Raw genomic sequence first — 16,603 nt, forward strand, 5'->3', positions numbered from 1 at the left:
GGGGGGCGTATGACACGATCGAAATCAACGGCGCAGTCGTACGGACTTCGGGGTTCGGTGACGCGAAGGCTGGCGGCGATCTTGCTGTTTCTGCTCCTGCCCGGCGTCGTGCTGGCGATCGCCGACGAGTCGCGAAGCGCGCCGCCGACCGGAACGCTGGCGCACGTCACGGTATCCCGCCTGGACCCCGAACCGGACGCTGCCGGCGTCATCGGCGGCGCGCTGGATGCCGAATTTGCACCCGTTGTCGGCGGCACGATCCACGAGTTCACACCGCGGCCGCGCTGGTGGAAGATCACCGCGGACCGATCGGTAAGTGCGAAGGAGCATCCGCAACTGGTGCTGCATTCGCCCGGCCACAACACGGTTGAAGCGTGGCTGCCGGGGAGCAGCGAGCCGGTTACCCGCGCGCTTCTCGGGCCTCATGCAGACCAGGGCTTTTCCAGTCGCGGACTGGTGTTCCCGATTCCCTCCGGACTGCCTGCCGGAACCCCCATCTATGTCCACGTCCACTCGCCGGACAGCACGCCGATGGCGGTGTCGATCGAGTCCCTGCGAGACGTCCACCGTGCGGACCTGTCCCATGTGGCCTGGCGGGCCTTGCTGCTGGGCGGCCTCGCGTTGATGGCGCTGCTCGCCCTGGGCTTCTGGGTGGGAATTGGCGAGCGCGGTTACGCGTATCTGAGCCTCAGCATGCTTGCCCAGGTTGGGTTCTTTGCGACCCACAGCGGCGATATCCGCAGGGTGCCCGCGTTGGCGGCGCAATTGGGCGACGACTGGCGGCTGCCGCGTCTGTTTGTGGTTGCGGTCGCGGTTTTCAGCGTGGTTTTTCTCACCCGCTACATGGAGATGCGCGATCGCCAGCCGAAGCTGTGGAACATGCTGTTGGGCTGCACCGTCCTGTTCGCCCTGTTTGCACTGGGCACCTGGCTCAGCGAGGCTTACTGGGTGCCCGTGGTCGGCAACCTGATACTTCTGCTTGGAGCCGCGCTGATCCTGGTGGCGGCCGTGCACGGGTGCCTGCAACGCCGTCGCTCCGGCTACTTCGTGTTGGCGGCCTGGCTGCCGATGATGGTGCTGCTGATCGTCCGGGTGGGCGAGACCAGCGGCCTCTGGGCGGGCCCGCCGTGGCTGATGCATGCACTGCCGGGTGCGTTGCTGCTTGCCGGGCTGGTGTTCATGATCGGACTGAGCGATACCCTGCAGCAACTGCGCCGAGACCGTGACCGCGCCAGCCGCTTGGCGAGCGTGGATGTGCTGACCGGTGCGATGTCACGACCCGCGATCCAGAACCGCCTGAAAGCCTGCGTGGAGGAATCCCATCGCCGGCGGATCCCGTTGTCGGTGGTGTTCTTCGATATCGACCGGTTCAAGCGCATCAACGACGAGTATGGGCACGGTATCGGTGATTCATGCCTGAAAATCATCGCTCTGCGTACCCGCAACCGGCTGCGGACCTACGACAGTCTTGGTCGCTGGGGCGGAGACGAGTTGCTGGTGGTGTTGCCCGACACCCATCTGGAAGAGGCGATGGGCGTTGCGGAAAATCTCCGCTCGGCGGTCAACTGCCGGCCGCTTTCGATCGATGGCCACCTCTTCGATGCCTCGCTCAGCCTGGGTGTCGCCGAGCTCGCCGAGGGTGAAAGCGCCGCTCAGCTCCTGGATCGCGTCGATGCGGCACTGTACGCCAGCAAGGCTGCCGGCCGGGACCGGGTGACCGGTCGGGTGCCAGTGGTTGCAACCGCCGAGCCGGCATAACCGCGACCGCCGAAGTCAGCGCGGGCGCTCAAGCACCAGCAACGGATCCACGCGCACATCCAGCCAGTTCACGCCCCAGTGCAGGTGCGGCCCGGTCGCGCGCCCCGTCGCACCAACTGCGGCGATCACCTGACCTTGCTCGACCCGGTCGCCCACTGCCACGTCCATGCGCGAGAGGTGGAGGAAGTTGGAGCTGACGCCGTGGCCATGGTCCAGCAGGACCGTCCCGCCGGTCAGGTACAGGTCGTCGGCAAAGGTCACCACGCCCGCGGCGGGCGCTTTCACCGGCGTGCCCGTCGGTACGGCGATGTCCATCCCGGAGTGGGCCGAGCCGGGAGTGCCGTTGTACACGCGCTGGTTGCCGAATCGGCCGCTGATGCGCCCCTCGACCGGCCAGATGAACGCCTGGGTGAAGTCCGTGCGGGCGTCCTCGCGCTTGCGTGCCGCGGTAACCAACGCCTGCTCACGCGCAATCCTTGCCGCGAGCGCCGGTGCCGGCTTCACCGTGCTGGGCGGCACGCCGTTGACGCGCTCGATCGGCCAATCGCGGGGCGTGATCAAGATCGTTGCCGTGGTTGGGGCACCCGCGGGAGGCGTGACCTCGACGGTGGTGGTGTCTGCCGCATCGCGCGCGATACCAAAGACCACAGTCCCGTACGGAGTCACCAGCAGATCGCGCCCTGAATGTCTGACGCGGCTGCCGACGGGCACCTTGCCGATCACCAGCGAGCCCTGTTCTACGCTGCCTGGGAACACGACCTTCGCCGCTCCTGCGGGAGAGGAGGGAGCGGCCGAGCGTGCATCTACTGCGGTCAGGTCCGCGGCCACCGCCCGGGCCGGGGTGATCGCACTGCTGCAGGCACACGCGGACAGAAGCGCCAGTGTGGCCGCGAAGCCGGTCCTCATCGGTCAAACGCCAGACGCTGGCCATTTGGCGACCCGACCAGGCGCTCGCCGTCCCAGGCAAGCCTGCCGTTGACCCAGGTCGCGCCGATGCGGCTGTGGAAGGTTTTCCCTTCGAACGGTGACCAGCCGCATTTGGACAGCACGTCCTCGCGGCGGACGGTCAGCGGCACGTCGTCGATCAGAACCAGGTCGGCGGCATAGCCTTCGCGCAGGAAGCCGCGCTGGCTGACGTCAAACAGCTGGGCCGGTGCGTGGGCGAACTTCTGCACCACCTGCGCGGTCGTGAGGTGCCCCTCGTGGACCAGCTCGAGCGCCGCGTTGAGCGCGTACTGGACCAGTGGCAATCCGCTGGGCGCGCGGGTGTAGACGTTCTGCTTCTCTTCCAGCAGATGTGGCGCGTGGTCGGTCGCAAGCACGTCGATCACGTCATCGGCCAGCGCGCGGATGAGGGTCTCGCGATCGGCCGGATCCTTGATCGCCGGGTTGCACTTGATCAGGTGGCCCAGCTCGGCGTAGTCGCTGCGGTCAAAGCGCAGGAAGTGGATGCAGGTCTCGGCGGTGATCTGCTTGCGGCTGCCGTCGGCGCGTATCAGCGGGCCGCGCTCGAACAGCGCCAGCTCGTCAGCCGTCGAGATGTGCAGCACGTGCAGCCGGGTGCCATGGCGGCGCGCCAGCTCGATGGCCAGCCGGGTCGACTTTATGCACGCCTCGCGCGAGCGGATATCGGGATGGCACTCGGCCGGGATATCGTCGCCGTATTTCGCCTTGTAGACCGCGGTCGCCGCTTCGATCATCGGCGTGTCTTCACAGTGGGTGATGATCGGCGTGGGCACGTCGCGGAACACCGCATCCAGCACCTCAGGGTCATCCACCAGCATGTTGCCCGTGGAAGCGCCCATGAACACCTTGACCCCGGGTGCCGAGCGCGGATCCAGGCGCTGGATCGCTTCCAGGTTGTCGGTGCTGGTGCCCAGGTAGAAGCCGTGGTTGCCCCAGACCCTGCCGGCGGCGCGCGCGTACTTGTCTTCAAGCGCGGTCGAGTCCAGCGTCGGCGGGCTGGTGTTGGGCATGTCCATGAAACTGGTCAGGCCGCCGGCGACGGCGGCGCCGGACTCGATCGCCATGTCGGCCTTGTATTCCATCCCGGGCTCGCGGAAGTGGACCTGGTCATCGATCATGCCGGGCAACAACCGGCGACCGGCGGCATCCACCACCGTCTCGCCGTGGCGGGCCGAGAGGCCGGGGGCGATGTCGGCGATGCGACCATCGGCAATGCGCAGGTCGGAGTTGAATTCGCGGCCTTCGTTGACCAGTCGGGCGTTGACGATGAGAGTGGCGGGGGATGGCATCGATGGAAGTCCTCGGAGATGGGGTGTCAGGACGCAGGTGGGACAGGATCATTGCCGCCCGGGTGCAGCGGATGGCAGCGCAGGATGCGGCGCAGTGCCAGCCAGCCGCCCTTGAACACACCGAAGCGGGCAATGGCCTGCATCGCGTACTCCGAGCAGGTGAGATGGAATCGGCAGCGCGGCCCCAGCAGGGGACTGATCCAGCGCTTGTATCCTCGCAGCAACGCGATGAGCAGACGGTCAATCACGGAAGTTCATGTCAGGCAGTCATCACGCGCGAAATGTAGAATGGACGGAATAACCGCTCTGTCCAGCGGCAGCGATGGCCTTGCAGCCAGCGCCATATCGGTAGAAAACTTGCGGCATCGTCCTCGCGTAGTTGCCGCGGGTGCTGGGGCAGGGTATAACAGCGCGCTTTCCCGTCACAAGGGAATCGAAACAGGACAGGTGGCTCGTGGCCGTGAAAAAATCCGCGACGAAGGTCGCCAAGAAAACCAGAAACACGTCCGATCCGGCGTCAGGCAAGACGGCGGCCGCGAAGACGGCAAAGGCAAGCAAGGCCACCGTCGCCACCAAGTCCGCCGCGGCCACGAAGCCGGTCGCCAAGTCCCCATCCAAAACGGCCCCTGCCAGCAAGGCGGCCGCGAAAAAGAAGGTAGCCAGTACCATCGACAGCAAGCCGAGTGCCAAGAAAACGACCACCAAATCCGCTGCAGCGACGAAGAAGGCTCCGGTAGCCAAGAAAGCCGCCGCCAAAAAGGTCGCCGTGAAGAAAGTTGCCGGGAAGAAGGAAGCGCCCGCCACGACCGCAGCGGCGACCGCCGCTCCGGCCAAGAAGGCGCCCGCCAAGAAGGCCGCAGTGAAAAAAGCTGCCAAGAGCACAGCCAAGGCGCCAGCCAAAACCGCCGCGCCGGCCAAGGAAACGGCGAAGTCCGCGGCTCCTGCCAAGCGCCGTTTGAGCAAGGTGGCCGTCGCGGTTGTAGGTAAATCGCAACCACCCGCGGTAAAGACCAAGTTCAAGGTCGTTCCGCACAAGATCGACAAGGCATCCGGTCGCCCCATCGTGCCGAAGGATTACTTCCCCTCGGACGATGAGGAGTACATGAGCGCCCTCCAGCTGGAGTACTTCCGCCAGCGCCTGCTGCAATGGCGCGATGATCTGGTGGAAGAGTCCAAGCAGACCATCGAGAACCTGAAGGAAGAGGTGCGCGACGTCGGCGACGAGGCCGAGCGTGCGACCCGCGAGACCGAGAACTCGCTGGAGCTGCGTACCCGTGACCGCTACCGCAAGCTGATAAGCAAGATCGACAGCACGCTCAAGCGGGTGGACACGGGTGATTACGGCTACTGCGTGGACACCGGTGAGGAAATCGGGCTGGAGCGCCTGGACGCGAGATTGACGGCCGAACGCACGATCGACGCCCAGGAACGTTGGGAGCACCTGCGCAAGCAGATGGGCGACTGATCCTGCGGCCATGCGCGGCGTGTTCCGCGCGAACGACGTATCCGGAACCCCGCCCACGGCGGGGTTTTCCGTTTTCACCCCAGCGGCAGGTCAGGCATCGCCCGAGGCTTGGGTAGCCGTCTCGCGGATGAAGGCGAGCAGCGCCGCCAGGCCGTTGTTGCGGGTGGGCGAAAGATGCTTGGCCAGGCCGATATCACCGATGTACTCGGCGTCGGTGGCGACGATCTCGCTGGCGCTGCGGCCGGAATAGACGCGCAGCGCCAGGTAGATGAGGCCGGAGACAATGGCCGAATCGCTGATCGCGTGGAAGTCGAGCCTGTCGGTATCGCCGCTGCTGACGATCCAGACCATCGACTGGCAACCGAGCAGGCGATGCTCTTCGGTCTTCAACTCGGCGGGAAGATCCGGCAGTTTCCGCCCCAGGTCGATAAGATACTGGTAGCGCTCCGACCAGTCGCCGAAGAACGCGAACTCGTCGCGAATCGCGGCTTGCGCTTCGGCGGCGCTGGCTTCCAGCGGGAAGGGTGTGGGCAGCTTGACTTCAGTCACGGTACGACTCGCTCTCAAAAAATCGGATGTCCAGCTCAGGCACGTTTCCAGCGCACGCCGGCCGGTGTGTCTTCCAGCACCACGCCTTCGGCAGCCAGCTGCTCGCGAATGGCGTCGGCGCGGGCAAAGTCCCTGGTGGCCTTGGCGGCGGTGCGTTCGTCGATCAGCGCCTGGATATGCGCATCCTCATCCCCGCCGCGGTTGAACCAAGCCTCGGGCGACTGCTGCAGCAGGCCGAGGGCACGGCCGGCGGCGCGGAGGTTGCGGGCTTCTGCGATCAGATCCGTGAGCGTGTGCGAATCGTCGCGGCTTTGAGAATGAACGTAGTTGTTGCGTATCCCACGCGCGACCGAGGCGATGGATGCCAGTTCCGACAGCGCCCGCGGGGTGTTGAGGTCGTCGTCCAGCGCGGCTTCGATCGCGGCCGGTATCGGTGCATCGACGTTGCTGGCCGACGCGGAATCACCCGCCAGCGCATCGATGTCGCGCAGGGTGCCGTACAGGCGGTCCAGCGTGCGCGTGCAGCGCTCGATCAGCGCATCCGACCAGTCCAGCGGCTGGCGGTAGTGCGCGGAGAGCAGGGCGTAGCGCAGCGCTTCGGGCGGGTGTTTCCGCACCAGGTCATGCACGCGTTCGATGTTGCCGACCGACTTGCTCATCTTCGCGCCGTCGAAGTTGAGCATGCCGTTGTGCAGCCACCAGCGCGCGAACGGCTTGCCGCCGTGGGCGCACTCGCTCTGGGCGATCTCGTTTTCGTGATGCGGGAATTGCAGGTCCACGCCGCCGGCATGGATGTCGATGGTCTCGCCCAGGTGGGCGGCGGCCATCGCGGAGCACTCGATGTGCCAGCCCGGACGGCCACGGCCCCACGGCGACTCCCACCCCGGGAGCCCTTCGTCGGACGGCTTCCACAGGACGAAGTCGCCGGCATCGCGCTTATAGGGCGCGACGTCCACGCGAGCGCCCGCCAGCATGTCCTCGATGTTGCGACGCGAGAGCTTGCCGTAGCCCTCGAAGCTGGAAACGGCAAACAGCACGTGGCCTTCGGCTGCGTAGGCATGCCCGGAGGCGATCAGCTGCTCGATCATCGCGATCATCGGACCGATGTGCGCGGTCGCTTCCGGTTCGATATCGGGCGGTGCGACGCCCAGCGCGGCCATGTCATCGCGGTAGGCGGCGGCGAAGCGGTCGGTGATTACCGAGATCGGCACCTGCTGCTCGCGAGCGGCCGCGTTGATCTTGTCATCCACGTCGGTGATGTTGCGGGCGTAGGTCAGCGCGCCGTAGCGCCGCCGCAGCAGGTCCGCCAGCACGCCGAACACCACGGGCCCGCGCGCATTGCCGATGTGGACGTAGTTGTAGACTGTCGGCCCGCAGACATACATGGTCGGGTTGCCCGGGTCGGTCGGCTGGAACGCTTCGAGCCGACGGCTCAGGCTGTTGTAGAGGTACAGGCTCATGGGGCACGGGAAAAGGACGTTGCGGCATTCTAGCGTTCGCAGGCGGAAGGTTCAGCCGCAGGACGGCATGCGCCACTACAGCAGTGATTCATTTGCGCCCTGTCGTTGCCGCATACACTTGGGCATCCTGCCGCCCGAGTCCGCCAACACGATGATGTGTCTCCGCCTGCTGCCCCTGTTGCTGTTTGCCGTGGCAGCGGCTCCCGCCAGCGCGCAGGACGTGACCCTGACCCAGTTGGAGAACGTGCGCTTCGCCTACGCGCAGGTGCTGCGGGTGACGCCGGTATACCAGACCCTCACCGCGACGGCGATGGTGGAGACCTGCACGCCAGACCCCGAGGACGAGGACGTCGGTTCGCGCCTGTCGCGGGTGGTGGGTGCGGTGCGGGGGGTGCTGGGTCGCCAGCCCGACGAACCCGAGGAGGCCGGCAACCGCGATTGCACGGTGGTGCCGGTCCGGCGCGAGTTCCAGCGTCCGATCGCCTACGACGTGGACTATGTCTACAAGGGCTCCAAGTACCGTTCCCGCCTGGCCGAGGACCCGGGCAACCGCCTGCGCATCCGCATCGGCGTGACCCCGGTTGTCAGCAGCAACCGTGAAAACTAGCCGGAGCGTGCGTGGATGCTTGCGGTGTCCGCCAGCGCATGCGAGGATCACCGGTCGATGACTGCCCTCCGCGCCGACGCCGATGTCCTGACCTCCGCCTACATGGCGGCAGGCATGACCTCGCGTGCGCGTCGACCGTTGCCCACCACTCCGGCCGGGTAGCTCATCGCACGTGCACGCAAAACAGGCGTGACAGACGAAAAAAGCCCAGCCACCGAGCTGGGTTTTTTTGTTCCCGGCTCCCGCACTTTCCGCCTCCTCCTTCAACCGCTCCATTACTTCCGGAATGACGCATGACCCCCAGGCACTTCCTCAATACCCAGGACTGGTCCCGCTCCGAGCTTGACGCCCTGCTGATCCAGGCAGCGGCGTTCAAGCGCGACAAGCTCGGCGACCAGCTCAAGGGCAAGTCGATCGCGCTGGTGTTCTTCAACCCGTCGATGCGTACGCGTACGAGTTTCGAACTGGGCGCGTTCCAGCTGGGAGCGCACGCGGTGGTGTTGCAGCCGGGCAAGGATGCATGGCCGATCGAGTTCGACCTGGGCACGGTGATGGACGGCGACACCGAGGAGCACATCGCGGAGGTCGCCCAGGTGCTGGGGCGCTATGTGGACATGATCGGCGTGCGTGCCTTCCCGAAGTTCGTCGATTGGTCGCTGGACCGCCAGGACCGCGTGCTGAAGTCGTTTGCCAAATACGCGCCGGTGCCGGTGATCAACATGGAGACCATCACCCACCCGTGCCAGGAACTGGCCCACGTGATGGCGCTGCAGGAGCATTTCGGCACCGCCGACCTGCGCGGCAAAAAATTCGTGCTGACCTGGACCTACCACCCCAAGCCGCTCAACACCGCGGTCGCCAACTCGGCGCTGACCATTGCCACGCGCATGGGCATGGACGTGACCCTGCTGTGCCCGACACCCGACTACGTGCTCGATGAGCGCTACATGGGCTGGGCGGCGGACAACGTCGCTGAGAGCGGCGGCTCGCTGGCGGTCAGCCACGACATCACCGGCGCCTACACCGGCGCCGATGTGGTCTACGCCAAGAGCTGGGGCGCACTGCCGTACTTCGGCAACTGGGCGCCGGAAAAACCCATCCGCGACCAGTACCGTCACTTCATGGTCGACGAGGCCAAGATGGCGCTGACCAACAACGGCGTCTTCAGCCACTGCCTGCCGCTGCGCCGCAACGTCAAGGCAACCGACGCGGTGATGGACTCGCCGCAGTGCATCGCGATCAACGAGGCCGAGAACCGGATGCACGTGCAGAAGGCGATCATGTCGGCTCTGGCCGGCAACCACCCCACCGAGATCTTTCCATGACCGACAAGACCATCGTCCTCGCCTTTTCCGGCGGCCTCGACACCAGCTTCTGCGTGCCCTACCTGCAGGAGCGCGGCTGGCAGGTCCACACGGTGTTCGCCGATACCGGCGGCGTGGATGACGAGGAGCGCACCTTCATCGAGCAGCGCGCCGCAGAACTGGGCGTTGCCTCCCACGTCACCGTGGATGGCGGTCCGGCGATCTGGGAAGGTTTCGTCAAGCCCTTCATCTGGGCAGGCGAGGGCTACCAGGCGCAGTATCCGTTGCTGGTTTCCGACCGTTACCTGATCGTCGATGCCGCCCTGAAGCGCTGCGACGAGCTGGGCACGCGGGTCATCGCACACGGCTGCACGGGCATGGGCAACGACCAGGTGCGCTTTGACCTGACGGTGAAGTCGCTGGGCGACTACGAGATCATCGCGCCGATCCGCGAGATCCAGAAAGAGCACACCGAGGTCCGCGCCTACGAGCAGAAGTACCTGGAAGACCGCGGCTTCGGCGTGCGCGCCAAGCAACAGGCCTACACGATCAACGAGAACCTGCTGGGCCTGACCATGTCGGGCGGCGAGATCGATCGCTGGCAGGCGCCCGGTGAAGGTGCCACCGGCTGGTGCAAGCCGCGCGCGCAATGGCCGCAGCAGCCGCTGCAGGTCCGGATCGGCTTCGAGGCTGGCGAGGCGGTCAGCCTGGACGGCGCCCGCATGCCCGGACACACCATGCTGGCGAAGCTCAACGCGCTGTTCGCGGAGTACGGCGTCGGCCGCGGGATCTATACCGGCGATACCACCATCGGCCTGAAGGGCCGGATCATCTACGAGGCACCGGGCCTGGCCGCACTGCAGACCGCGCATCGGGCGCTGGAAGAGGCGGTGCTGAGCAAGCACCAGAACCGCTTCAAGCCCGAGGTCGCGCGCAAGTGGGTCGAGCTGGTCTACGAGGGCTTCTTCCACGATCCGCTGAAAACCGACCTGGAAGCGTTCCTCGCGTCCAGCCAGGCGACCGTCAACGGTGAGGTTGTGGTGGAAACGCACGGCGGCAGCGTCACCGCGGTGGCGATCGATTCGCCGCACATCCTCAACGCCAAGGGCGCGACCTACGCCCAGGCCGCGGACTGGGGGGTGGCCGAGGCGGAAGGCTTCATCAAACTGTTGGGCATGAGCAGCACGCTGTGGGCCGAGGTCAACCGTGCTTCCTGAGGTCCTGCGCCATCTCGAAGCCCTGGTCGGCTTCGATACCCGCAATCCGCCGCGGGCGATCGGCACCGGCGGCATCTTCGATTACCTGCGCGCGCAGTTGCCGGGGTTCCGGATCGAGGTGACCGACCACGGCGACGGCGCGGTGTCGATGCTCGCCGTGCGCGGCCGGCCAACGCGGCTGTTCAACGTGCATCTGGATACCGTGCCGTCCTCGCCGGCGTGGAGCGCGGACCCGCACGTGCTGCGGATCGACGGCGGGCGCGGGGTGGGCCTGGGTGCCTGCGACATCAAGGGCGCGGCGGCCGGGCTGCTGGCGGCCGCGGCGGTCACCAGCGGCGACGCCGCCTTCCTGTTCAGCACCGACGAGGAAGCCAATGACCCGCGCTGCATCGCCGCCTTCCTGGGCAGCCGCCACGGCTTCCAGGAAGTGGTCGTTGCCGAGCCGACCAACTGCGAGGCCGTGCTGGCCCATCGCGGGATTGCCTCGGTGCTGGTCCAGTTCCAGGGCGCGGCCGGCCATGCCTCCGGCGCCAACGCCATCCACGCCAGCGCGCTGCACCAGGCGATGCGCTGGGGCAACCGCGCGCTGGATTTCGTCGCCGACCAGTCGCACCAGCGCTTCGGTGGCCTGACCGGGCTGCGCTTCAACATCGGCCGGGTCGAGGGCGGCATCAAGGCCAACATGATCGCGCCCAGCGCCGAGGTGCGCTTCGGTTTCCGCCCGCTGCCCTCGATGTCCATCGATGAGCTTCACCACCAGTTCGGCACGCTGTCCGAGCCGGGCGCAGTGGAGCGCTATCAGGAGACCTTTCGCGGACCGCCTTTGCCGTCGGGCGACATCGCCACCGCGGAAGACCGCCGCCTGCAAGCGCGCGACCTGGCCGAGGCGCTCGATCTGCCAATCGGTCCCGCGGTCGATTTCTGGACCGAGGCCTCGCTGTTCTCCGCCGCCGGGATGACCGCGATCGTCTACGGGCCCGGCCAAATCGCCCAGGCGCATACCGCCGACGAGTGGGTCGAGCTCGACCAGCTCGAGCGCTACGTCGAATCCATCCGCCGCATCCTGGACCAGCCGCCCACCTGAGTTCCGCTGCGCCGGCTCAAACGCGTCCTGATACCACCGCCCCCATCAACGAATCCCCATGACCATTCCGCCTTCCGCGAACGATATCCAGACCCGCCAGACTATCGTGCGCCTGCTGTCCAGCATGGCCAGCGCCAAGGAGATCAGCCAGTACCTGAAGCGCTTCTCCCAGCTCGATGCGGCGCGCTTTGCCGTGGTCAAGGTCGGCGGGGCCGTGCTGCGCGATGACCTCGACTCGCTCACCTCGTCGCTGGCCTTCCTGCAGGACGTGGGCCTGACCCCGATCGTCCTGCACGGCGCTGGGCCGCAGCTGGATGACGAGTTCGCCGCCGCGGGCATCGAGAAGCAGACGGTGAACGGCCTGCGGGTCACCACACCGGAGGCGCTGGCGATCGTGCGGCGCGTCTTCCACGCCCAGAACCTGCGCCTGGTGGAAGCCCTGCAGCGCGGTGGCGCGCGTGCCACGTCCATTGTTTCCGGGGTGTTCGAGGCGGACTTCCTGGACCGCGCCACGCTGGGCCTGGTCGGCGAGGTGACCCGGGTGCACCTGGCACCGATCCAGGCCAGCCTGCAGGCCGGTTCGATCCCGGTCATCGCCAGCCTGGGTGAAACCACCGGCGGCCAGATCCTCAACGTCAACGCGGATTTTGCCGCCAGCGAACTGGTCCAGGTGCTGCAGCCCTACAAGATCGTGTTCCTGACCGGGACCGGCGGTCTGCTCGACGATCAGGGCAGGATCATCGACTCGATCAACCTGTCCACCGAATACACCGACCTGATGAACCAGCCGTGGATCAACGGCGGCATGCGGGTGAAGATCCAGCAGGTCAAGGATCTGCTCGACAAGCTGCCGCCGTCCTCGTCGGTGTCGATCACCCAGCCCTCCGAGCTGGCCAAGGAGCTGTTCACCCACAAGGGCTCGGGCACGCTGGTCCGGCGCGGCGAGCGGGTGCTACAGGCCGACCGTTGGGAAGCCCTGGACCTGCCGCGCCTGCGCACGCTGATCGAGTCGGCGTTCGGCCGCCGGCTGGCGCCAGACTACTTCGAGCGCACCAGACTGCTGCGTGCCTACGTCAGCGAGAACTACCGCGCCGCGGTGGTGCTGACCGACGAGGAGGGCTACACCTACCTCGACAAATTCGCGGTGCTCGACGATGCCCAGGGCGAGGGCCTGGGCCGCGCGGTGTGGCAGGTGATGTGCGACCAGACGCCTCGGCTGTTCTGGCGCTCGCGGCACGGCAATCCGGTCAACGCGTTCTACTACGCGCAGTCCGACGGCCATTGCAAACAGGATCAATGGAAGGTGTTCTGGTACGGCCTGAACAATTTCGACGAGATCGCCCACTGCGTCGCCCACTGCGCCACCCGCAGCGCGACGCTGGTCGATCCGGCCGACGACGGCGTGGGTCCGTCCGCGGCCACCGCGGGAGTGGTGCCATGAGCATGCCAATCATCAACGTCGGCCTGATAGGCGCACGCGGGCACACCGGCGCAGAGTTGATGCGCCTGATCGGCGGCCACCCGCGCTTCTCGCTGGGATTCGTGTCCTCGCGCGAGTTCGCCGGCCAGCGCGTGGCCGACCACCATGACGGCGTCGTCGGCGAACTGCGCTACCAGAGCTCCACACCCGATGCCGTCGCCACGGCCGGCATGGACGCCTACATCCTCGCCATGCCGAATGACAAGGCCGTCGACTATGTCGCTGCCCTGGACGCCGGCGGAACCGATCCGGTGATCGTCGACCTGTCCGCCGACTACCGTTTTGACGCGGACTGGTATTACGGCCTGCCGGAGCTCACCCGCAAGAGTTACGACGGCCAGCGCCGGATCAGCAATCCGGGCTGCTACGCGACCGCCATGCAACTGGTGCTTGCGCCGATGCTGGACGTGCTTGACGGCCCTGCGCAGTGCTTTGGCGTGTCGGGCTACTCGGGCGCGGGCACCACGCCCTCGGACCGCAACGATCCGGTGATGCTGCGCGAGAACCTCATGCCATACGCACTGGCCGGTCACATCCACGAGCGCGAAGTCAGCCATCGGCTCGGCCATCCGGTCGAGTTCATGCCGCACGTGGCGCCGCATTTCCGCGGCATCACCATGACGGCCAACATGCATCTGCAACGTGCCTTCAGCCGCGACGAAGTGATTGCCCGCTACCGCGAGCGCTACGCCGACGAGCCGCTCGTGCGGATCGTTGACGAAGCCCCGTGGGTGAGCGCAATCGCCGGCCGGCACCACGTCGACATCGGCGGGTTCACCCTGTCCGCGGACGGGCGCCGGCTGGTGGCCGTCGCCACCGAGGACAACCTGCTCAAGGGTGCGGCCACGCAGGCCATGCAGAACCTCAACCGGGCCTTCGCGCTGCCCGAGCTGACCGGCATCCCGGTCTGATCCACGCAGGAAACCCAAGACATGACCCAGCTTCTCTGGCAGAAACCCGGCGTCCAGGTGGATGAGCGCATCCAGCATTTCTGCGCCGGCGCCGACGTGATCCTCGACCGCGAGTTCCTGCTGTTCGACATCCAGGCCAGCCGCGCCCATGCGCAGGGCCTGCAGATGATCGGCATCCTGGATGCGAGCGAACTTGACGCGATCGAGCGCGAACTGGCCACGCTGGCCGACGACTTCGCCAGCGGCCGCTTCGTCCTCGACGAGACCTACGAGGATGGCCATTCGGCGATCGAGGCGCGCCTCATCGATCGGCTCGGCGATGCCGGTCGCAAGATCCACACCGGTCGCAGCCGCAACGACCAGGTACTGGTGGCGACGCGCCTGTGGCTGAAGGACCGCCTGGCGCGCCTGGGCGAACTGTGCCTGGAAACCGCCGGCATCGCGCTGACGCGGGCGGACGTCGAGTCCGGCTTGCCGCTTCCGGGCTATACGCATCTCCAGCGCGCGGTCGTGTCATCGGCGGGTATGTGGTGGTCGGCGTGGGCGGAAGCGTTCATCGACAATGCCGCGCGCGCCGACGACACCCTGGCCTGGGTGGATGCCAACCCGCTGGGCAGCGCCGCCGGCTACGGCGTGAACCTGCCGCTGGCGCGCGAGCACACCACGCAGGCGCTGGGTTTTGGGCGCATGCAGGTGTCGGCGACCTACGCCCAGCTGTCGCGCGGCAAGTTCGAGATGGCGGCCATTGAAGCGCTGTCCAGCGGCATGCTCGACCTGCGCCGCCTGGCCTGGGACCTGAGCCTGTTTACCAGCGCGGAGTTGGGTTTTGTCACCCTGCCGGCGCAGTACACCACCGGCAGCTCGATCATGCCCAACAAGCGCAACCCGGATGTCATCGAGTTGATGCGTGCCAGCTACGCGAGCGTCGCGGCCGCGCGCAGCGAGATCGAGCAGTTGCTGTCACTGCCGTCGGGCTACCACCGCGATCTGCAGTTCAGCAAGGGCGCGATTTTCCATGCCTTCGGTCGTGGGCTGGGTGCGCTGGAGCTGTTGCCCGACCTGCTGCGCAACCTGGAATGGAAGCCCGACGCGATGCGCGCGGCGCTGGAACCGTCGATGTACGCGACCGACCTGGCCGTGGACCTGGCACGGGCGGGTACGCCGTTCCGCGAAGCCTACCGCCAGGCCGCAGATCCGGCGCGTTGGGAAGCCGGCGATGCGGATGCCAGCCTGGCGGCGCGCGTGTCACCTGGAGCCTCCGGCGACCTGCGTCTTGACCTCCTGCGCGAGCGCCTGCACGCACTGGGCGGGCAGGCGGAAGGCGCGCCTCAGACGTAGATTTTCACGCTCGGCTGGACCTCGTCGATGATGGCATGCGGGATGAACCGCGCGCTGTCGCGGGTGATCGCGCTGGCATCTTCCCGCACGCCGATTCCGCAGGGGTGGTCACCGACCACCCAACTGCCGACCATCGGGTAGGTACCCGAGAACTCCGGCAACGGATGCAGCGCCTGGCGGATGTTGGGGCCATTGTAGGGCCCATCGCTCTCCTGCCAGCGCCCATCGGCCATGTGCATGGCGACGTTTGCGCCTTCGCGCGAGTGCAGGGGTTTGCGGACCCAGCCCTTTGCCAGCGCGGAGCCGTCGTCGAAGTGCGACTCCAGCAGGTTGGGATGTCCCGGATCGCGCTCCCACAACAGCGGCAGGATGCCTTTGTTGCTCAGCACCGCCTTCCACGCCGGCTCCAGCAACTGCAGGTTGGAGCCGGGCAGGGCGAGGCCGAACTCCTCGTCCATCAGGTCTTCCAGCGGATACAGCTTGAACAGGCTGCCGATCACCACGTCGTCGGTGTCGGTGAAGCGCCCGTCGGTGGACAGTCCAAGGTCCTCGATGGCGATGGATGCACCATGCAGCCCGGCCTGCGCCGCGCAATCGCGCAGGTAGCTCACCGTGCCCTGGTCTTCCTCCGAATCGCGCACCGCGCTGAAGTACAGCGGCGGCGGCAGTTGCGCGGCCAACTGGGCAAAGCGCTCCACCAGCGCCTCATGGATCGAGTTGAACTGGTCCGCATGACCGGGCAGCGCACCGCGGTTGCGCTGGTCCTCCAGCCACTGCCACTGGAAGAACGATGCCTCGAACAGCGACGTCGGGGTGTCGTAATTCAACTCGTACAGCTTGGCCGGGCCATGGCCGTCATAGGCGAAATCCAGGCGTCCGTAGAGGTGCGGGTCGCGCCGGCGCCAGCTCTCGGCAATCCAGTCCCGGAACGGTTCCGGGATTGCCAGCCGGGCCATCAGCTCGTCGCTGGCAACGACCTCGCCGACCAGGTCCAGCGCCATGGAGTGCAGTTCAAGACTGGGGTCTTCGATGTCGTCTTCGATCTGGCGCAAGGTGAAAGCGTAGTAGGCGCTTTCATCCCAGTAGGGCTCGCCGTCGATGGTGTGGAAACGGAAGCCGGCCTCGTCCGCCCGCGCGCGCCAGTTGGAGCGCTCGGCAATGGCAACGCGTTTCAC

General features: G+C 66.7%; 15 protein-coding genes. 9 read left to right on the top strand and 6 right to left on the bottom strand.

The annotated features are described in order from the left end of the window. Window positions 1-81: 81 nt before the first annotated feature. Window positions 82-1,758: a diguanylate cyclase gene (locus INQ42_RS05010; protein ID WP_194035403.1), complete on the top strand. Its 1,677-nt coding sequence runs from the start codon at window positions 82-84 to the stop codon at window positions 1,756-1,758. A 15-nt stretch (window positions 1,759-1,773) separates the two neighbouring features. Here the strand turns inward: INQ42_RS05010 and INQ42_RS05015 are convergent, their stop codons facing one another. From INQ42_RS05015 to yidD, 3 genes are all read right to left on the bottom strand, one after another. Then, on the bottom strand, window positions 1,774-2,574 hold the full coding sequence (locus INQ42_RS05015) for a M23 family metallopeptidase (RefSeq protein WP_407070801.1): 801 nt from the start codon (window positions 2,572-2,574) through the stop codon (window positions 1,774-1,776). Between the two features lie 86 nt (window positions 2,575-2,660). Beyond that, window positions 2,661-4,013 (bottom strand): dihydroorotase, encoded by a 1,353-nt coding sequence (locus INQ42_RS05020; RefSeq protein WP_194035405.1) that lies wholly within the window; start codon window positions 4,011-4,013, stop codon window positions 2,661-2,663. A gap of 26 nt (window positions 4,014-4,039) precedes the next feature. Beyond that, a complete protein-coding gene (gene yidD, locus INQ42_RS05025; protein ID WP_228064439.1) occupies window positions 4,040-4,261 on the bottom strand; it encodes a membrane protein insertion efficiency factor YidD in 222 nt (73 codons plus the stop codon). 206 nt (window positions 4,262-4,467) lie between these two features. Between yidD and dksA the strand changes: the two genes are divergently transcribed. Next, window positions 4,468-5,478: an RNA polymerase-binding protein DksA gene (gene dksA, locus INQ42_RS05030; RefSeq protein ID WP_194035765.1), complete on the top strand. Its 1,011-nt coding sequence runs from the start codon at window positions 4,468-4,470 to the stop codon at window positions 5,476-5,478. 90 nt (window positions 5,479-5,568) lie between these two features. Here the strand turns inward: dksA and INQ42_RS05035 are convergent, their stop codons facing one another. Then, the gene (locus tag INQ42_RS05035) at window positions 5,569-6,012 is read right to left on the bottom strand and encodes a SufE family protein (RefSeq protein ID WP_194035766.1); all 444 of its coding nucleotides are present in this window, start codon (window positions 6,010-6,012) and stop codon (window positions 5,569-5,571) included. A 50-nt stretch (window positions 6,013-6,062) separates the two neighbouring features. Continuing rightward, entirely contained in the window at window positions 6,063-7,487 is a 1,425-nt protein-coding gene (gene cysS, locus INQ42_RS05040; protein ID WP_194035406.1) for a cysteine--tRNA ligase, read from the bottom strand. Between the two features lie 151 nt (window positions 7,488-7,638). On the opposite strand from cysS, the gene INQ42_RS05045 reads away from it, so the two are divergent. From INQ42_RS05045 to argH, 7 genes are all read left to right on the top strand, one after another. Then, window positions 7,639-8,094, top strand: coding sequence for a hypothetical protein (locus INQ42_RS05045; protein WP_194035767.1), 456 nt, complete (start codon window positions 7,639-7,641; stop codon window positions 8,092-8,094). A gap of 293 nt (window positions 8,095-8,387) precedes the next feature. After that, window positions 8,388-9,419 (top strand): N-acetylornithine carbamoyltransferase, encoded by a 1,032-nt coding sequence (locus INQ42_RS05050; protein WP_194035407.1) that lies wholly within the window; start codon window positions 8,388-8,390, stop codon window positions 9,417-9,419. After that, entirely contained in the window at window positions 9,416-10,615 is a 1,200-nt protein-coding gene (locus INQ42_RS05055; protein WP_194035408.1) for an argininosuccinate synthase, read from the top strand. Before INQ42_RS05050 ends, INQ42_RS05055 begins: the two co-directional genes overlap by 4 nt. After that, complete coding sequence (locus INQ42_RS05060) at window positions 10,605-11,699, top strand: acetylornithine deacetylase (protein WP_194035409.1); 1,095 nt, start codon at window positions 10,605-10,607, stop codon at window positions 11,697-11,699. Before INQ42_RS05055 ends, INQ42_RS05060 begins: the two co-directional genes overlap by 11 nt. 58 nt (window positions 11,700-11,757) lie before the next feature. After that, window positions 11,758-13,140, top strand: coding sequence for an acetylglutamate kinase (locus INQ42_RS05065; RefSeq protein ID WP_194035410.1), 1,383 nt, complete (start codon window positions 11,758-11,760; stop codon window positions 13,138-13,140). Continuing rightward, window positions 13,137-14,090 carry an N-acetyl-gamma-glutamyl-phosphate reductase gene (gene argC, locus INQ42_RS05070; protein ID WP_194035411.1) on the top strand — a complete coding sequence of 318 codons (954 nt, stop codon included), beginning with the start codon at window positions 13,137-13,139 and terminating at the stop codon, window positions 14,088-14,090. Before INQ42_RS05065 ends, argC begins: the two co-directional genes overlap by 4 nt. Window positions 14,091-14,111: 21 nt before the next feature. Next, window positions 14,112-15,428, top strand: coding sequence for an argininosuccinate lyase (argH, locus tag INQ42_RS05075; protein WP_194035412.1), 1,317 nt, complete (start codon window positions 14,112-14,114; stop codon window positions 15,426-15,428). On the opposite strand, the gene INQ42_RS05080 is transcribed toward argH, so the two are convergent. Continuing rightward, the gene (locus tag INQ42_RS05080; RefSeq protein WP_194035413.1) at window positions 15,419-16,603 is read right to left on the bottom strand and encodes a glutathionylspermidine synthase family protein; all 1,185 of its coding nucleotides are present in this window, start codon (window positions 16,601-16,603) and stop codon (window positions 15,419-15,421) included. The genes argH and INQ42_RS05080 overlap by 10 nt on opposite strands.

This window comes from Lysobacter avium (genome assembly GCF_015209745.1).
Lineage (GTDB): Bacteria > Pseudomonadota > Gammaproteobacteria > Xanthomonadales > Xanthomonadaceae > Novilysobacter > Novilysobacter avium.